The organism is Methylobacterium sp. C33D, assembly GCF_053345825.1.
The window spans coordinates 84,480-101,836 of record NZ_JBKFAV010000020.1 but is presented as its reverse complement, the minus strand read 5'-3'; the positions used below and the strand labels follow the sequence as shown (position 1 = coordinate 101,836).

The 17,357-nt window shown below is 72.4% G+C and carries 17 protein-coding genes and 1 tRNA gene; 12 read left to right on the top strand and 6 right to left on the bottom strand.

The genetic code is table 11. The features are described from left to right. Position 1: 1 nt before the first annotated feature. The 4 genes from ACLBXO_RS17555 to ACLBXO_RS17540 form a co-directional block, all read right to left on the bottom strand. Positions 2 to 877: an aldose 1-epimerase family protein gene (locus ACLBXO_RS17555; protein ID WP_447686133.1), complete on the bottom strand. Its 876-nt coding sequence runs from the start codon at positions 875 to 877 to the stop codon at positions 2 to 4. Positions 878 to 952: 75 nt separating this feature from the next. Next, positions 953 to 2,704, bottom strand: a complete 1,752-nt coding sequence (locus tag ACLBXO_RS17550; protein WP_331314609.1) for an ABC transporter ATP-binding protein — start codon at positions 2,702 to 2,704, stop codon at positions 953 to 955. A 79-nt stretch (positions 2,705 to 2,783) separates the two neighbouring features. Further along, positions 2,784 to 3,161 carry a hypothetical protein gene (locus ACLBXO_RS17545; RefSeq protein WP_447686132.1) on the bottom strand — a complete coding sequence of 126 codons (378 nt, stop codon included), beginning with the start codon at positions 3,159 to 3,161 and terminating at the stop codon, positions 2,784 to 2,786. Between the two features lie 25 nt (positions 3,162 to 3,186). Then, the gene (locus tag ACLBXO_RS17540; RefSeq protein ID WP_447686131.1) at positions 3,187 to 3,873 is read right to left on the bottom strand and encodes a DNA-binding protein; all 687 of its coding nucleotides are present in this window, start codon (positions 3,871 to 3,873) and stop codon (positions 3,187 to 3,189) included. Positions 3,874 to 4,201: 328 nt separating this feature from the next. On the opposite strand from ACLBXO_RS17540, the gene ACLBXO_RS17535 reads away from it, so the two are divergent. Both ACLBXO_RS17535 and ACLBXO_RS17530 read left to right on the top strand, forming a co-directional pair. Continuing rightward, positions 4,202 to 4,867, top strand: a complete 666-nt coding sequence (locus ACLBXO_RS17535) for a response regulator transcription factor (RefSeq protein ID WP_331314605.1) — start codon at positions 4,202 to 4,204, stop codon at positions 4,865 to 4,867. Further along, positions 4,867 to 6,192, top strand: coding sequence for a sensor histidine kinase (locus ACLBXO_RS17530; protein WP_447686130.1), 1,326 nt, complete (start codon positions 4,867 to 4,869; stop codon positions 6,190 to 6,192). Before ACLBXO_RS17535 ends, ACLBXO_RS17530 begins: the two co-directional genes overlap by 1 nt. A gap of 10 nt (positions 6,193 to 6,202) precedes the next feature. Here the strand turns inward: ACLBXO_RS17530 and ACLBXO_RS17525 are convergent, their stop codons facing one another. Continuing rightward, positions 6,203 to 7,594 carry an aminotransferase-like domain-containing protein gene (locus ACLBXO_RS17525; RefSeq protein ID WP_447686129.1) on the bottom strand — a complete coding sequence of 464 codons (1,392 nt, stop codon included), beginning with the start codon at positions 7,592 to 7,594 and terminating at the stop codon, positions 6,203 to 6,205. A 114-nt stretch (positions 7,595 to 7,708) separates the two neighbouring features. Between ACLBXO_RS17525 and ACLBXO_RS17520 the strand changes: the two genes are divergently transcribed. Together ACLBXO_RS17520 and ACLBXO_RS17515 are read left to right on the top strand one after the other, a co-directional pair. Further along, a complete protein-coding gene (locus ACLBXO_RS17520; RefSeq protein WP_331314598.1) occupies positions 7,709 to 8,032 on the top strand; it encodes a DUF1127 domain-containing protein in 324 nt (107 codons plus the stop codon). Between the two features lie 30 nt (positions 8,033 to 8,062). Further along, complete coding sequence (locus tag ACLBXO_RS17515) at positions 8,063 to 8,980, top strand: EamA family transporter (RefSeq protein WP_331314596.1); 918 nt, start codon at positions 8,063 to 8,065, stop codon at positions 8,978 to 8,980. Positions 8,981 to 9,057: 77 nt separating this feature from the next. Here the strand turns inward: ACLBXO_RS17515 and ACLBXO_RS17510 are convergent. Beyond that, positions 9,058 to 9,134 (bottom strand) — tRNA-Asp (locus ACLBXO_RS17510). Positions 9,135 to 9,506: 372 nt separating this feature from the next. Here ACLBXO_RS17510 and ACLBXO_RS17505 point away from each other — a divergent pair. Genes ACLBXO_RS17505 through nuoG form a run of 8 tightly spaced genes read left to right on the top strand, consistent with a single transcriptional unit; the run spans position 9,507 to position 17,355 of the window. Further along, on the top strand, positions 9,507 to 9,872 hold the full coding sequence (locus ACLBXO_RS17505) for an NADH-quinone oxidoreductase subunit A (RefSeq protein ID WP_007560754.1): 366 nt from the start codon (positions 9,507 to 9,509) through the stop codon (positions 9,870 to 9,872). A 42-nt stretch (positions 9,873 to 9,914) separates the two neighbouring features. Beyond that, positions 9,915 to 10,502 carry a NuoB/complex I 20 kDa subunit family protein gene (locus ACLBXO_RS17500; protein ID WP_010686017.1) on the top strand — a complete coding sequence of 196 codons (588 nt, stop codon included), beginning with the start codon at positions 9,915 to 9,917 and terminating at the stop codon, positions 10,500 to 10,502. 9 nt (positions 10,503 to 10,511) lie between these two features. After that, positions 10,512 to 11,159: an NADH-quinone oxidoreductase subunit C gene (locus tag ACLBXO_RS17495; RefSeq protein WP_331314594.1), complete on the top strand. Its 648-nt coding sequence runs from the start codon at positions 10,512 to 10,514 to the stop codon at positions 11,157 to 11,159. Positions 11,160 to 11,175: 16 nt separating this feature from the next. Then, entirely contained in the window at positions 11,176 to 12,366 is a 1,191-nt protein-coding gene (locus ACLBXO_RS17490) for an NADH-quinone oxidoreductase subunit D (RefSeq protein WP_354456072.1), read from the top strand. A 10-nt stretch (positions 12,367 to 12,376) separates the two neighbouring features. Then, a complete protein-coding gene (nuoE, locus tag ACLBXO_RS17485) occupies positions 12,377 to 13,738 on the top strand; it encodes an NADH-quinone oxidoreductase subunit NuoE (protein WP_447686128.1) in 1,362 nt (453 codons plus the stop codon). A gap of 9 nt (positions 13,739 to 13,747) precedes the next feature. Next, the gene (gene nuoF, locus ACLBXO_RS17480) at positions 13,748 to 15,049 is read left to right on the top strand and encodes an NADH-quinone oxidoreductase subunit NuoF (RefSeq protein ID WP_331314588.1); all 1,302 of its coding nucleotides are present in this window, start codon (positions 13,748 to 13,750) and stop codon (positions 15,047 to 15,049) included. A 28-nt stretch (positions 15,050 to 15,077) separates the two neighbouring features. Next, positions 15,078 to 15,263, top strand: coding sequence for a hypothetical protein (locus tag ACLBXO_RS17475; protein ID WP_447686127.1), 186 nt, complete (start codon positions 15,078 to 15,080; stop codon positions 15,261 to 15,263). 10 nt (positions 15,264 to 15,273) lie between these two features. After that, a complete protein-coding gene (gene nuoG, locus ACLBXO_RS17470) occupies positions 15,274 to 17,355 on the top strand; it encodes an NADH-quinone oxidoreductase subunit NuoG (protein ID WP_447686126.1) in 2,082 nt (693 codons plus the stop codon). Positions 17,356 to 17,357 lie beyond the last annotated feature (2 nt).

The window sequence follows — 17,357 nt, the reverse complement described above, 5'->3', positions numbered from 1 at the left end:
GCTAGGCGTCCAGGGTCAGGCGGATGCCGTGGCGCGCCGCCGCGCCGGGGGCGAGCCGGCGCTGCGAGTCGCGGTCCGCGAGGTCGCCCGCGAAGTCCGCCCAGTCGGCGTAGCCGGTCCAGCACTCGAGCGACAGGAACGGCGCGGTCGGCTTGGTCCAGACCGCCAGGTGGGGGAAATCCGCCATCTCCATGCGGATCGCCCGGCCGGGGCCGGTGAAGCGCATCCAGCGGCTGCGGGCGTTCCGGAACACGAAGGCTTCGGTGAACAGCGCCGGATCGAGGGGCAGCGTGTCCCCGGCGAGGGGGATCGGCTGCTCGTCGCGCAGCAGCAGGCCGCCCGGGCCGACCTGGGGCGCGAAGGGCCGCTCCGCCTCCTCGAAGGCCACCGCGTAGCCGCCGTCCCGGGCGCGGGCGCCGCCCGCGAAGGGCCACGGGAAGGCCGGGTGGAAGCCGAGGGCGTAGGGCAGGGGGACGGCGCCGGGATTGGCGACGGTCACGTCCAGGTCGAGCCCCGCCGGGCGGACCCGCGCGGCGACGTCGAGCCGGAACGCGAACGGGTAGTGCGCCCGCGTCTCGGGCCCGTCGGTCAGGCGCAGGGTCACCGCGTCGGCGCTCCGCTCGACCACCGCGAAGGGCAGGTCCCGGGCGAAGCCGTGCTGGGCCATCGGGTAGCGCTCGGACCCGACCGTCACGTGCCCGCCCGCCGAGGCGCCGACCACCGGGAAGAGCCAGGGCGCGTGGCGGTTCCAGTGCTCGGGGTCGCCGCTCCAGAGATACTCGGTCCCGCCGACCCGCCAGGAGACCGGCTCGGCCCCGTGGGTGGCGAGCGTCGCGGTGGTGCCGTCCGGCGCGGTCAGCTCGATGCGCGTGGTCACGGTGCTCTCCCGGTCTGCCTCGGAGAGCCGAGGTAACGGAGGCGGGGCCGGACGCAAGGCCCCGCGCGGGGTTGTTCACGCGGCCGTGCCGAGCCCCGGCAGGACCGCCTCGGGCGGCCCGGAGGCGACGATCCGGCCTGCCTCCAGGACGTGGACCGCGTCGGCGCCCTCCAGGGTCGAGAGGCGGTGGGCGATCAGGATCAGCGTCCGCCGGCCCGAGAGAGCGCGCAGCGCCCGCATCACGGCCGCCTGCGTCTCGTCGTCGAGGGCCGAGGTCGCCTCGTCGAACACGATGACGTCCGGGTCGTGGTAGAGCGCCCGGGCGATGCCGACGCGCTGGCGCTGCCCGCCGGACAGCCGCGCCCCGCGCTCGCCGACCCGCTCGGCGTAGCCGTGCGGCAGGGCGGCGACGAAGTCGTGGGCGCCGGCGAGCCGCGCCGCCCGCTCGACGGCGGCGAGGTCCGGCGCGTCGAGGCCGAGCGCGATGTTCTCCGCCACGGTGCCGTCCACCAGGAACACCTCCTGCGGGACGTAGCCGATCCGGTTCTGCCAAGCGGGGAGGGTGCCGGCGTCGAGGGGTCGGCCGTCCACGGTGATCCGGCCGGCGGTCGGGCTCAGGACGCCGAGGATCAGGCCGGCCAGAGTCGACTTGCCCGAGCCGGTGCGCCCGGCGAGCCCGACCGTGGCGTTGACCGGGATCGTCAGGTCGATCCCCGCGAGGGCCGGGCGTCCGGTGCCGTAGTCGAAACCGAGGCCCTCGAGCCGGATCGCCCGCGCGAAGGGCAGCCGTTCCGCGGTGCGGGGCCGGGGCTCGCGCTCGTCGGCGAGCGCGTCGACGATCGCCCGCACCGCCGGCAGGGTGAAGCGCATCAGCGCCACCGAGGTGAAGATGTTCTGGAAGGCCGGCAGCATGCGGTAGCCCGCGAAGGCGAACAGGCCGAGCAGCGGCAGGATGCCGGCGACGTCGAGCCCCCGGGCGAGCGCGAACAGCACCACCACGATCACCCCGCCGAAGGCCAGGGCCTCGATCACGAAGCGCGGCATCTGGCCGGTGAGCTGGCTCGCCGCGGTGGCGAGGGCATAGGCCCGGGCCGGGGCGTCGAACCGCGCCGCGAACGCCTCCGCGCGCCCGTAGAGCTTCAGCTCGGTGAGCGCCCCGAAGGTCTCCTGCACGATCCGGAAGCGGGCCTCGTTGTCGGCGACGGTGCGGCCGCCCAGCCGCGCCAGCCGGGCGCGCATCACGAGGTAGATCCCGACATAGAGGCCGCCGAAGCCGCCCCCCAGGATCAGCGCGAGCTGCGGCGCGTAGGCCAGCAGGAAGGCGATCACCGCGAGCGCCGAGCTCGCCCGCGAGGCGAGCACCGTGGCGGGCGTCAGCGCGCCGATGACCAGCCGGTCGGTCTCGGACAGCACGTTCTTGGCGAGCTCGGCGCTGTTGGCCTTCGCGAAGAACAGCCGCTCCCGGTCGAGGTAGCGGAACAGCAGCCGCCGGCTGAGGCTGTAGCCGGCCAAGTGGGTGAACCGGAGCTGCGCGTAGGTCAGACCGGCATTCACCAGCGCGGTGACGAGGATCGCCGCGAGCGCCGCGCCGCCGGTCACCAGCAGGAAGCCGCGCTCGTCGGTCAGGCCGAGGGCGCCCCGGGCCTGGGCCAGGTAGGGGACCCGGGTCGCCGCAGACGGGTCCCCGACCAGCGTCAGGAACGGGATCACCGAGGCGACGCCCACCACCTCGAGCAGCGCCGCGCCCGCGAGGCCGAGGGCGATCAGGGTGAGCCGGCGCCGGTCGGCCGGCCGCATGGCGCGGACGAGGTCGATCAGCGCGCGCATGGCATCGCGGGGTCTGGCGGGACGGCTCGCATGGTCGGGCCGGGCTTAAGCGCGCCGTCCCGGCCTGTCCACGCCGGGCTCAGTCGAGCTTCTTGAGGGAGCCCAGGTCGACCTCGCCGTCCTGCCCGGTGAAGGTCAGGGTCTTGGCGGCCCCGTCCGCCTGCGCGACGCCGCCGATCCGGTGGTCGCCGCTGTCGTAGGTCGAGACCTGCCCGTCGCGGTCGACGAGGAGGCGGCGCTTGTCCGGGAAGAACGCGTACTTCATCCCGTTCTGCGCGCCGCTGGTCGCGGGCTCGCCGAGATCCTTCGGCCACCAGGGCTCCGCGCCCGTCATCGGTTTCATCGGCTCCATGGGCTCCATCGGCTTCATGGGTTTCATCGGCTTCATCGGCTCCACGGCGCGCACCTCCTGTCCGGCGAGAGACAGGAGGACGCGGCAGGCGCGGAAGGGTTGCACGCGGGCCCTGCCGCCCGGGCCCGGCTCAGAGCGGCGGCAGCCCCGGCGCCGGGCGCTCCCGCACCTGGCCGTCGAAGCCGACGTGGAGCTGGTGCTCGCGACCGTCCCGGTCCTTCGCGGCCACCTCGAGATGGCGCGGCCCGCGGCCCGTCACCCGCACGTCGCCGTAGCCCGCCGCCTGGACCGAGGCGGTCAGGGCGGCCATGTCGGGCTTCGGCCCGAGACCGAGCCGGTCCTTGGCCCAGTCCAGACTGCCGGTCGGGGGGCCGCCGGCCGGCCCGAGCAGCAGCGTCCGCCCGTCCCCGTGGGACAGGACTCGGGCGTGCAGGAAGCCGGTCTCGAAGCGGCCCTGCACCGTCACGGTCTCGCCCTTGGCGACGAGGCCGCCGCCCTCGCCCTCGCGGCCCGTCTCCACGAGGGCCCGCCCGGTGTTGTCCTGCACCACGAACTTGTTGCCGAAGATCTCCGCGACCTCGCCCTTGATGGCGGTCGCGCCCGAGGGAGCCAGGGCCTGGATCGCCACCGGCGCGACCGGCGTCGGCTGGAACGGCGTTCCCTGCGCCAGGGACAGGCCGACGGCGCCCAGGGCCAGCGGCAGCGCCACCGCGCCCACCACCCAGGTCCGCCGCGGGACCGCCCTCGAAGCCGGCCCGGCGGCCTCGGGCTCGCGGACCTCCCGCGCCGTCCCGTCGATGGTCTTGTCGTCGCTCATGATCGCATCCTCTGAAGGGTCCGGATCCGCTCGATCCGATGCCCCTTCCTAGGGAGCCGCCGGCAATCCGGTCTGAACCGCGCGGTTCAGGCCCGGTTAAACGCGCCGCCCTAGAGCGCTCGCTGGGGAACCCGTGCGGGCTCAGAGGCTTGGCAGCGGGCGCTGATGCGGGCCGACAGGTCGCGGCGGCCCGCGGCCGTCCCGGCGGACCGGGTGAGACCACGGCCCTAAGTCCTGGCGGCAGCGGGTGAAACCGGCCTGCCGCCCGGAGCATCGATCCGGCGGCGTTCGAAGCCGGCCCTCGGGGCCAGACGGGGAGGTGAGACCGGTGAAGATCCTGCTGGTGGAGGACGACGCGGCCCTCGCGGCGGAGGTCGCCAGGGTCCTGCGCGCCGAGAATTTCGTGCTCGACCACGCCGCCACCGGCGAGGATGCCCAGCATCTCGGCGAGACCGAGGGCTACGACGCCGTCGTGCTCGATCTCGGCCTGCCGAAGGGCGACGGGGTCTCGGTCCTGCGGGCTTGGCGCGGGGCCGGCCGGACCCTGCCGGTGCTGGTGCTGACCGCCCGGGACGGCTGGAGCGACAAGGTGGCGGCCTTCAAGGCGGGGGCGGACGACTATCTCGTGAAGCCGGTCCGGGTGGAGGAGCTGGTGATCCGCCTGCGCGCCCTCGTGCGCCGGTCCCAGGGCGGCGGGGCGAGCCGGATCACCTGCGGCCCCCTGAGCTTCGATCCGGGTCTCGGCGCCTTCGAGCACGAGGGCCTGCCGCTCAAGCTCACCGGCCTGGAATGGCGGGTCCTGTCCTGCCTGATGCTGAACCGCGAGACCGTGGTGCCGCGCCCGCACCTGATCGAGCGGGTCTACGAGGGGGATGCCGACGTCGATTCGAACTCCGTCGAGGTGATCATCACGCGCCTGCGCCGGAAGATCGCCCCGGCGCGGATCGAGAGCGTGCGCGGCCACGGCTACCGCCTGCACGCGGAGCCCGCCTGATGGCGGCGACGGCGCCGCGGCGCTCGCTCCGCACGCGGCTGCTCGCGGCGGCCCTGGTGATGGTGCTGGCGGCCCTGGTGGTGGCGGGCCTCGCCATCGGGGTGATCCTGCACCGCTTCGTGCGCGGGCAGCTCGACGGCCGGCTCGACGCGCAGATCGTCGCCCTGCGGGCCGGGCTCGAGGCCGGGATCCTCCCGCAGGGTCTCGACGCGCCGCCCTTCGACCGGCCCGGCCCCGGCTGGGCCTGGGAGGTGCGCCGCGGCGGCGAGACGATCCGCTCCGGCTCCCTCCGCGGCGGGGACATCCGGCTGTCCGATCCGGGACCGGACGACGATCCGGGCCGGCCGCGCCCGGCCTCGGGCACGGGGCCGCGCGGCGAGCCCCTCGTCGCCCGCGTGCTGGCCGTGCCCGGACCCGAGCCGGCGACGATCGTGGTGGCGGCGCCGGAGGGGGAGCTGCGCGGGCCGCTGCGCGAGGCGCTGACGAGCCTCGCCCTGGCGCTCGGCATCCTCGGCCTGTGCCTGCTCGCCGGCCTGGCCTTCCAGGTGCGCCTGGGCCTCGCGCCGCTGACGCGCCTGCGCGCGGACCTCGCGTCGGTCCGGGCGGGGCGGCGCGAGCGCGTGCCGGCGGACCAGCCCGCCGAGATCGCGCCGGTGGCGGCGGAACTCAACGCGCTCCTCGATCAGAACGCGCAGAACCTGGAGCGCGCCCGCGGCCACGTCGCCAACCTCGCCCACGCCCTCAAGACGCCGCTCGCCACCCTCTCGATGGCCCTCGCGGAGCCCGCCCGCGACCCGGACGGCGCGCTGCGCCGGCAGGTGGACGACATGGACCGGCGGGTGCGGCACCACCTCCGGCGCGCCCGAGCCGCGGCCCTGGCGGGTTCGGCCCGGGGCCGCACGGCCCTGGCGCCCCGGCTGTCGGACCTGCGCGCGGCGCTGACCCGGATCCACGCCGAGAAGGGCGCGGCGATCGACCTCGACGTCCCCGAGGCCCTGTCGGTCTCCTGCGAGGGCCAGGATCTCGACGAGATGCTCGGCAATCTCGTGGACAATGCCTGCCGCTGGTGCCGCGGCCGCGTGCGCGTCTGCGCGACGGCGCGCGACGGCGCGGTGGCCGTGGTCGTGGAGGATGACGGGCCCGGCCTCGACCCGGCGGCGGCCTCCGCCGTCATGGCGCGCGGCAGGCGACTCGACGAGGGCGTGCCGGGCCACGGCTTCGGGCTGCCGATCACCCTGGAGCTCGCCGAGCTGTACGGCGGCGGCCTGAGCCTCGGGCGGTCGGATCTCGGCGGGCTTCGGGCGGACCTGGTTCTCCCGGCCTGACCGGGCCCCCTCAGCCCAGCGCCTCCCGGAGGATCGGCCGGATCCGCGGGTCGGCGCAGTGGGCCACGTTGAAGCGCATGTAGCCGTTCCACGCATCCGAGAGGCTGAACGAGGTCCCGGGCGCCAGCACCATGCCGCGGGCCAGCGCCCGGCGGGCGACGTCGGCCCCGTCGCGCCCGTCCGGAAGGCGCATCCACAGGAAGAAGCCGCCCCGCGGCTGCGCCCAGGTCTCCAGGCCGCAGGCGCGCAGCTCCGCGGAGGCCTGCACCATCGCGCCGGCGAGCCGGCGGCGGGTCTCGGCGAGGTGCCGCCGGTAGGCGCCCTCGGTGATCAGGGCGTGCACCAGCGCGGCCGTGATGTGGCCGTTGCCGAGGCTGAGGGCGAGCTTGAGGTCGACCAGCGGCTCGACCCAGTCGGCCCGGAGGGCGATCCAGCCGCAGCGCGCGGCCGCCGACAGGGTCTTGGAGAAGCTGCCGATCTGGATCACCCGCTCCAGCCCGTCGAAGCCGGCGAGCCGCGGGGCGGCCTCCGGCTCGAGGTCGCCGAAGATCTCGTCCTCGACGATGAGCGTGTCGTGCGTTTCGCACAGCTTGAGAAGGCGGTGCGCCACGGTCGGCGCGAGGCTCGCCCCGGTCGGGTTCTGGAGGGCGGCGTTGGTCAGGTAGAAGCGCGGCCGGTGCTGCTCCAGCAGGGTCGCGAGCGCCTGCAGGTCCGGCCCCTCCGGCGTGATCGGCACGCCGACCACCGCGACGCGCTGCGCGCGCAGAAGCGCCAGGAAGTTGAAGTAGCAGGGATCGTCGACCAGCACGGTGTCGCCGGGCTGGAGCAGGAACCGGCAGACGAGGTCCAGCGCCTGCGTGGCCGATTCGACCAGCACGATCTGGTCGGGCTCGGCGCCGACGCCCTTCTCGCCGACCTTGCGGGCGATCTGGTGGCGCAGGGGCTCGTAGCCGAGCGGCCGGTCGTAGTTGGTCATCTCGGCGAGGTCGGCGCGGGCCACCCGGCGCAGGCCCCGGCGGATCGCCTCGTGGGGCATCCAGGAATCGGGCAGCCAGCCGGCCCCGGGCTTCAGCTGGTCGGCGCCGGCCTGCTGCGCCTGCCGGGTGATCCAGAGCGGGTCGACGATCCGGTCGAGCCGCGGCCCCATCGCCTGGAGCGAGAGCGGCCGGGTCTTGCCGGCGACGTAGAAGCCCGAGCCCGGCCGCGGCACGACGGCGCCCTCGGCGGCGAGGCGCTCGTAGGCCTCGACGACGGTGGATTTCGAGACGCCCATGGTCTCCGCGAAGGCCCGCACTGAGGGGATCCGCACGCCGGGGACCAGCCGCCGCGCCGCGATCCGTTCCCGGATCTCGCTGACCACGGCCTCGACGCGCGTCCCGGGGCTCCTGACTGCGACCGCCATCCGTACTGCTCTTTCGTCCGGACAATTCTTCCGAACCGTACCGAAGTGTTCCTGTCGCCGCCAGCCCCGGATCGCCAGGATCGCGACACCCCGGAACGATGGAGGAGGGGATCCATGACCCAGTGCCTGACCGAGACCGTCGCCCGCGAAGTCCCGATCGAATCGCGGATCAGACCGCGGAGCGGATGGCTCGCCCGGACGGTGGGGCCCGTGCTGGCCGTCGGCGCGGAGGTGCGCGCGGGCCTGTCGCGGGCGGCGATGAACCGGCGCGTGCTCCAGCGCCTGTCGACCCTGTCGGACCGGGAACTGAAGGATATCGGCCTGACGCCCCAGGACGTGGCGGATGCCTGCGTGACGGGCACGGGCGACGCGATCCACCTGCTGGTCGGCCGGCGCGACGAGCGCCGCCGGGCCCGGCGCGCCCTGCGCCCTTGGTGATCGGGGTCCAAGGGGCCTAGGATCGCGCCGATGACACTGCGTGACGGGCTGGCCGCGCTCCTCGTGGTCACGCTCCTCGGTGTGAACTTCGTGGCTATCAAGGTGGGGCTGGTGACGGTGCCGCCGCTGATGCTGTGCGCCCTCAGATTCGGCTTCGCGGCCCTGCCGGCCGCCCTGGTGATCCGCCCGCCCCGGGCGCCCGCCGCCCTGGTGGCGGCCTTCGGGCTGGCGCTCGGGATCGGCCAGTTCGGGCTGCTGTTCACGGCGATCCGCCTCGGCATGCCGGCCGGCCTGTCGTCGCTGCTCATCCAGATGCAGGTGCCGTTCACCGTGGCGCTCGCCTGGATCGTCCTGAAGGAGCGCCCGCGGGTGCTCCAGGTGATCGGCGGCGCGGTCGCGCTCCTGGGCGTCGCCGCGGTGGCGCTCGGGCGGGCCGGGGGCGCCCCGGCGGGACCGGTGCTGCTGGTCGTCGGCGCGGCGCTGTCCTGGGCCAGCGCCAACATCGTGGCGAAGCGGATCGGCCGGGTCGACATGCTCGCGCTGATGGTCTGGGGCAGCCTCGCCACGGCGCCGCCGCTGCTCGCCCTCTCGCTGATCGTCGAGGGCTCCGACGCGGTCCGGGCCCTGACCCATCCCGACTGGGTGACGAGCGCCTCGATCGCCTTCCAGGCCTACCCGACGCAGCTCCTGGCCTTCGGCCTCTGGAGCCGGCTGCTGACCCGCTACCCGGCCGCCGCGGTGACGCCGTTCGCGCTGCTGGTCCCGGTGGCCGGCATCCTGAGCACGCACCTCGTGCTGGGCGAGCCGCTGAGCGCCGACATCCTGGCCGGCGGCAGCCTCATCCTGTTCGGGATCGCCCTCAGCCTCAGGGGCGGGCGGGCCGCCGTCCGGCCCGCGGGGCGCGGCCCGATCAGACCCGCGACGGGTGCACCGCCGAAGGTGACGTGACCCGCGCGCACCCGAGGCGCAGGACGCGCGTCGACGCTTTCGCGAGGCCGATAGTGTCGATTGTTCGGAAAGGGACGTGGCGCGGGCGACGGGGCTCGAACCCGCGACCTCCGGCGTGACAGGCCGGCACTCTAACCAACTGAGCTACGCCCGCACGGCGTGGTCGCCTTCGGTGGGGGCGTTTCGCCCGGCGACGGGGCGGGGTTTATGGGGCGCCCGGGGCCCTGTCAAGCGTGTCCGGCGGGGATTCGTATCCGCGCCGTCCGGGGCCTCCCGCGCAGGCATACCAGCCCCCGACTCGGCGCCTGCGCGCTTCCGTCGTGTTGTGCCGGCGCTGCGCAAGCCCATCTCGGACATGACCGACAGGAAGGCTGACAGCGCGCTTTGTGCGACGCGACAAGCCATTGTCACGGGCCGGCGGCTCGACTAAGCCTCCGGCCGCGCGCATCCTGGCATAAGAACAATTCCACGGGCGGATCCGGGTCGGCGTCGCACCGCGGTTTCACTCGTCTCGCGAGGCCCTGGCATGACCGGATTGTTGGCGGATTACCTGCCGCTCATCGTGTTCATCGGCGTGGCGCTGTTCATCGCCACGGCGCTGCTGGTCGTCCCCTTCCTGGTGGCCTTCAAGAGCCCCGATCCCGAGAAGCTCTCGGCCTACGAGTGCGGTTTCAACGCGTTCGACGACGCCCGCATGAAGTTCGACGTGCGCTTCTACCTCGTCGCCATCCTGTTCATCATCTTCGACCTCGAGGTCGCGTTCCTCTTCCCCTGGGCGATCACCTTCGGGGATCTGGGCTGGTTCGGCTTCTGGTCGATGATCGTCTTCCTGGGCGTGCTGACCGTCGGTTTCGTCTACGAGTGGCGCAAGGGCGCCCTCGAATGGGATTGATGTCCCGCCGCTCGCCGCCCGCACTGAATTCCTGAGTCGCCGATGGCCCTGATCACCGACACCAACCGCGCCCCCGCGATCGCGCCCCAGCCGAAGGGGATCATCGATCCCAACACCGGCCGCCCGATCGGCGCGGACGACCCGACCTTCCTGTCGATCAGCGACGAGCTGGCCGACCGGGGCTTCCTGCTCACCACCACGGACGAGCTGATCAACTGGGCCCGCACGGGCTCGCTGATGTGGATGACCTTCGGTCTCGCCTGCTGCGCGGTCGAGATGATGCAGATGTCGATGCCGCGCTACGATTGCGAGCGATTCGGCTTCGCCCCCCGCGGCTCGCCGCGCCAGTCCGACGTGATGATCGTCGCCGGCACGCTGACCAACAAGATGGCCCCGGCTCTGCGCAAGGTCTACGACCAGATGCCGGAGCCCCGCTACGTCATCTCGATGGGCTCCTGCGCCAACGGCGGCGGCTACTACCACTACTCCTACTCGGTGGTGCGCGGCTGCGACCGGGTGGTGCCGGTGGACATCTACGTGCCCGGCTGCCCGCCCACCGCCGAGGCGCTGCTCTACGGCGTGCTGCTGCTGCAAAAGAAGATCCGCCGGACCGGCACGATCGAGCGCTGAGGAGCGGCCATGACGAACGGCATCTCGATCCTGCCCCACACCCAGCCGGTCTACGGCGACGACGCCGTCACGGCCATGGCCGAGCGCGTCGTCGGCGCCCTCGGCCCGGCGGTGGTATCCCACGCCATCGCGTTCGGCGAGCTGACGCTGGTGGTCCAGGCCTCCGACATCGTCTACGCGCTCACCTACCTGCGCGACGATCCGGCCTGCGCGTTCCGCAACTTCATCGACATTTGCGGCGTGGACTACCCGCAGCGCGAGAAGCGCTTCGACGTGGTCTACCACCTCCTCTCGCTGCGCCATAACCTGCGCATCCGGGTGAAGGTGCAGACCGACGAGGTGACGCCGGTCCCCTCGGTGATCGAGGTCTTCCCGGCGGCCAACTGGTACGAGCGTGAGACCTACGACCTCTACGGGATCCTGTTCTCGGGCCATCCCGACCTGCGCCGCCTGCTCACCGATTACGGCTTCGAGGGGCACCCCCTGCGCAAGGACTTCCCGCTCACCGGCTTCGTAGAGGTCCGCTACGATCAGGATCAGGCGCGGGTCGTCTACGAGCCGGTGCAGCTGACGCAGGAATTCCGGAACTTCGACTTCTTGTCCCCGTGGGAAGGCACCGACTACGTGCTCCCCGGCGACGAGAAGACGTCGGCATGAGCCGCGGAGACCGTCCGTGACCGAACACAACATCCGCAACTTCGCGATCAACTTCGGCCCGCAGCACCCGGCGGCGCACGGCGTGCTGCGCCTCGTGCTGGAACTCGACGGCGAGGTGGTCGAGCGGGTCGACCCGCATATCGGCCTGCTCCACCGCGGCACCGAGAAGCTGATCGAGTACAAGACCTACCTGCAGGCGACGCCCTATTTCGACCGGCTCGACTACGTGTCGCCGATGAACCAGGAGCACGCCTTCTGCCTGGCGATCGAGAAGCTCGCCGGGATCGAGGTGCCGCGCCGCGCGCAGCTGATCCGCGTGCTGTTCTGCGAGATCGGCCGGCTGCTGTCGCACCTGCTCAACGTCACGACGCAGGCGATGGACGTCGGCGCCCTCACGCCCCCGCTCTGGGGTTTCGAGGAGCGCGAGAAGCTGATGATCTTCTACGAGCGGGCCTCCGGCGCCCGGCTCCACGCCAACTACTTCCGGCCGGGCGGCGTCCACCAGGACCTGCCTCCCAAGCTGATCGACGACATCGACGCGTTCTGCGACCCGTTCCTGCAGGTCGTGCAGGACCTCGACGACCTCGTCATGGCCAACCGCATCTTCAAGCAGCGCAACGTCGATATCGGCATCGTGTCGGTCGACGAGGCGATGGAGTGGGGCTTCTCGGGCGTGATGGTGCGCGGCTCGGGCATCCCGTGGGACCTGCGCAAGGCGCAGCCCTACGAGTGCTACGAGGAGATGGAGTTCGACATCCCCGTCGGGAAGAACGGCGACACGTACGATCGCCAGGTGATCCGCATGGAGGAGATGCGCCAGTCGGTGCGCATCATGAAGCAGTGCGTCGCCAAGCTGCGCGAGCCCGCCGGCCAGGGGCCGATCGCCTCCGTCGACGGGAAGTTCGCGCCGCCGCCGCGCCGGGAGATGAAGCGCTCGATGGAGGCGCTCATCCACCACTTCAAGCTCTACACCGAGGGCTTCCACGTGCCCGAGGGCGAGGTCTACGCCGCGGTCGAGGCGCCGAAGGGCGAGTTCGGCGTGTACCTGGTGTCCGACGGGACCAACAAGCCGTATCGCTGCAAGATCCGCGCGCCGGGCTTCGCGCACCTGCAGGCGATGGACTGGATGTGCCGCGGGCACCTCTTAGCCGACGTGTCCTGCGTGCTCGGCACGCTCGACATCGTGTTCGGCGAAGTGGATCGGTAAGACAGAAGCGATGGCAAACCGCAGACTCGCCCCCGCCTCGGAGCAGCCCGAGAGCTTCGCGTTCTCGCCGGAGAACGCCGAGTGGGCCAAGACCCAGATCGCCAAGTACCCGGAAGGCCGCCAGGCCTCGGCGGTGATCTCGCTCCTGTGGCGGGCCCAGGAGCAGAACGGCGGCTGGCTGCCGCGGGCGGCCATCGAGGCCGTGGCGGCCGAGCTCGGCATGCCGAACATCCGCGTGCTGGAGGTCGCGACCTTCTACACGATGTTCGCCCTCGAGCCCGTGGGCCGCTTCTGGATCCAGGTCTGCGGCACGGTCCCGTGCGATTCCTGCGGCGCGCGGGGGCTCAAGGAGATGCTCCAGTCCCGCCTGGGACCGGCCGGCCACGTCTCGGCCGACGGCAATTTCTCGTGGCTCGAGGTCGAGTGCCTGGGCGCCTGCTGCAACGCGCCGATGGTGCAGATCAACCAGGACTACTACGAGGACCTGACGCCCGATTCCCTCGGCCAGCTGATGGACGACCTCGCCGCCGGCCGTCCCGTGAAGGTCGGCTCGCAGACCGGTCGCGTCTCGTCCGAGCCCCAGGGCGCCGTGAACACCCTCACCGACCCGACGCTGTTCGACGGCTCGCGGGTCGGCGCGTGGCGCAAGCGCTTCGAGGAGGCCGGCAAGAGCGAGGAACCGGCCGCCAAGATCGGCGAAGCCGCGTCCAGCACGCAGCAGGCCGCCGAGAACCCGAAGCCGGCCCGGCCCGACGCCGGCCGCCCGGTCGAGCGCCCCGTGAGCGACGCGCCGGCCCAGCGCGCCGCCGACGGCGAGACGCCGGTGAAGCCCGAGGATCGCGCCGACGCGGCCGAGCGCGGCCGCTCCACCGCCAAGCACGGCGCCGCCCGTCCGGGCGACGCGGACGTGCTCGATTCGCCGGCCAAGCGCGTCGCCGAGGGCGAGCCCGCCGCCGGCGAGCAGGGCCATCAGGAGGTGCCGAACCGCGACGCCGTCCCGCAGCAGCCGGAAGCCTCCGGCGCTAGCGAGGGCGAGGTGGCGGCCGAGACCGAGGAAGCCCGCATCGCCGGCGCTCTCGCGGCCCTGCCGAAGGACGCGAGCCCCGAGCAGAAGGCCGACGCGGTGGGCAAGCGCCCGCCGGCTCTGGAGGGCGCCCGCGCCGGGAAGCCGGACGAGCTGACGCGCATCAAGGGCATCGGCCCGGGCAACAGCCAGCGCCTGAACGGGCTCGGCATCTACCATTTCGACCAGATCGCCGCCTGGTCCCGCGACGAGATCGCCTGGGTCGGCACCTACCTCGCGTTCCCGGGTCGCATCGACCGGGAGAACTGGGTGGGGCAGGCCAAGGCCCTGTCGGCGCCGGCTCAGTGAGGACCTGACATGCTGTCGGATCAGGATCGCATCTTCACCAATCTCTACGGCCTGCACTCGCCGGGCCTGGAAGCCGCCAGGAAGCGCGGCGCCTGGGACGGGACCAAGTTCCTGCTGGAGCAGGGCCGCGACTGGATCATCGAGGAGATGAAGGCCTCGGGCCTGCGCGGCCGCGGCGGCGCGGGCTTCCCCACCGGCCTCAAGTGGTCGTTCATGCCCAAGAAGTCTGACGGGCGCCCGCACTACCTCGTCGTCAACGCCGACGAGTCGGAGCCGGGCACCTGCAAGGACCGGGAAATCATGCGGCACGACCCGCATCTCCTGATCGAGGGCTGCATGCTCGCCTGCTTCGCCATGGCGGCGCATGCCTGCTACATCTACATCCGCGGCGAGTACGTCGCCGAGAAGCACGCCCTCCAGAAGGCCGTGGACGAGGCCTACGCGGCCCGCCTCGTCGGCCAGTCGAACGTGCACGACTACCCGTTCGACATCTACGTCCACCACGGCGCGGGCGCCTACATCTGCGGCGAGGAGACGGCCCTCATCGAGAGCCTCGAGGGCAAGAAGGGGATGCCGCGGCTGAAGCCGCCGTTCCCGGCCAATATGGGCCTCTACGGCTGCCCCACGACCGTGAACAACGTCGAGTCGATCGCGGTCGCCGGCACGATCCTGCGCCGCGGCGGCGCGTGGTTCGCGGGGCTCGGCGGCAAGAACAACACCGGCACCAAGCTGTTCTGCGTCTCGGGTCACGTCAACAAGCCGTGCAACGTCGAGGAGGAGCTGGGCATCACCTTCCGCGAGCTCATCGACCGCCATTGCGGCGGCATGCGCGGCGGCTGGGACAACCTGCTGTGCTCGATCCCGGGCGGCTCGTCGGTGCCGCTGGTGCCGGCCGAGCAGATCGTCGACGCCAAGATGGACTTCGACACCCTGCGCAACCTGGGCTCCGGTCTCGGCACCGCGGCGGTGATCGTGCTCGACAAGTCCACCGACATCGTCGCGGCGATCACCCGGATCTCGTACTTCTACAAGCACGAATCCTGCGGCCAGTGCACGCCCTGCCGTGAGGGCACCGGCTGGATGTGGCGGGTCATGCAGCGCATGACCGAGGGCCGCGCCCAGAAGCGCGAGATCGACATGCTGTTCGAGGTGACCAAGCAGATCGAGGGCCACACGATCTGCGCGCTCGGCGACGCGGCGGCCTGGCCGATCCAGGGCCTGATCCGGCACTTCCGCCCCGAGATCGAGAAGCGCATCGACCGCTACACCGCGAACCCGCACAGCGAGCCTGTGCCGATGGCCGCGGAGTGATCCGATGACGGGCCAGCCTGACAACCTGATGCTCGTGTCCCTGCGGGGAATCGACGGGAAGGTCGATCGCCCCAGCGACGATGTCCGAGAACTGAGAGGCCGCATGGCAGCGGTCGAAGCGAATCTGGCTGGCGTCCACCGGCGGATCGACAGGGTCGAGCTTCGCGTCGAGCGGATCGAGCGACGCCTCGATCTCGCCGACGCCCCGCACTGAGATTGCACCGATGACCAAAATCCTCGTCGACGGCACCGAGGTCGATGTCCCGGCCGACTACACGCTGCTCCAGGCCTGCGAGGCCGCGGGGGCCGAGATCCCGCGCTTCTGCTTCCACGAGCGCCTGTCGATCGCCGGCAATTGCCGCATGTGCCTCGTCGAGCTGAAGGGCGCGCCGAAGCCGGTGGCTTCCTGCGCCTACGCGGTGAAGGATTGCCGGCCCGGCCCGAACGGCGAGCCGCCGGAGGTGCTGACCCGCTCGCAGGGCACTAAGAAGGCCCGCGAGGGGGTGATGGAGTTCCTCCTCATCAACCACCCCCTCGACTGCCCGATCTGCGACCAGGGCGGCCACTGCGACCTGCAGGACCAGGCGATGGCCTACGGGGTCGATTCGACCCGGTACACGGAGAACAAGCGGGCGGTCGAGGAGAAGAATATCGGCCCGCTGGTGCGGACCGCGATGAACCGCTGCATTCACTGCACCCGCTGCGTGCGCTTCCTCGCCGAGGTCGCGGGCGTACCAGACCTCGGCGCCATCGGCCGCGGCGAGGACATGGAGATCACCAGCTACCTCGAGCAGTCGATGGCCTCGGAGCTCCAGGGCAACGTCGCCGACCTCTGCCCGGTGGGCGCCCTCGTGCACCGGCCGCAGAGCTACAACGTCCGCCCGTGGGAGCTGAACAAGACCGAGTCGGTCGACGTGATGGACGCGGTCGGCTCGTCGATCCGCATCGACACACGCGGCCGCGAGGTCATGCAGATCGAGCCGCGGATCAGCGAGGAGATCAACGAGGAGTGGATCTCCGACAAGACCCGCTACCACATCGATGGGCTGCGGATGCAGCGCCTCGACCGGCCGTACCTGCGCGAGAACGGCCGGCTGCGGCCCGCCTCCTGGGGTGAGGCGTTCCAGGCCATCGCCGCCAAGGTGAAGAGCGCGGATCCGAAGCGCGTCGGCGCGATCGTCGGCGATCTCGCGGGTGTCGAGGAGATCTTCGCGCTCCGCGAGCTGATCAAGAGCCTCGGCTCGCCGAACCTCGATTGCCGCCAGACCGATGCCGGCCTCGACCCGGCGCTCGGCCGCGCGTCCTACATCTTCAACCCGACCATTCCGGGAATCGAGGCGGCGGACGCGATCCTGATCGTCGGCGCCAACCCGCGCACCGAGGCCTCGCTGCTGAACGTGCGCATCCGCAAGCGCTGGCGCATGGCGCCGCTGGCGGTGGGCGTGATCGGCGAGCCGGTCGATCTGACCTATCCGAGCCATTACATCGGCGCCGGCCCCGACTCGCTGGCGGCGCTCGCCCGCGGCGAGCACAGCTTCCTCGAGATCCTCAAGGAGGCGAAGGCGCCGCTCGTCATCGTCGGCGCCAATGCGGCACCGGGCATCCTGGCCGCTGCCGCCTCCCTCGCGAAGGAGGTCGGCGCGGTCTCGGCCGAGGGCAACGGCTTCGGCGTGCTGCACACCGCGGCGGCCCGGGTCGGCGCGCTCGATCTCGGCTTCGTGCCGGGGGAGGGCGGCCTGACCTTCGCGCAGATGCTGGAGCCGGGCGCGCTCGATGTCCTGTTCAACCTCGGCGCCGACGAGCGCGACGTCGCCCCGGGCGCCTTCGTGGTCTACCAGGGCAGCCACGGCGACCGCGGCGCCTCCCGCGCCGACGTGATCCTGCCGGGCGCCGCCTACAGCGAGAAGTCGGCGACCTGGGTGAACACCGAGGGGCGCGTCCAGATGGGCAACCGCGCCGCCTTCCCGCCTGGCGACGCCCGCGAGGACTGGGCGATCCTGCGCGCCCTGTCGGACGTGCTGGGCCAGCGCCTGCCCTTCGATTCGCTGACCGCGCTCCGGCGGGCGCTCTACGCCGCCCACCCGCATCTGGCGGCGATCGGCGCGGTCGAGCCGGGCAACGTGACCGAGGCGGTCGACCGGCTCGCCGGTCTCGGCGGCTCGGCGACCGGGTCGGCCTTCGCGTCGCCCGTGACCGACTTCTACCTCACCAACCCGATCGCCCGCGCCTCGCGCATCCTCGCGGAGTGCTCGCGCCTCGCACGGGAGCGCGCCGCCGAGGCGCGGCCCCTCGCGGCGGCCGAGTAGGA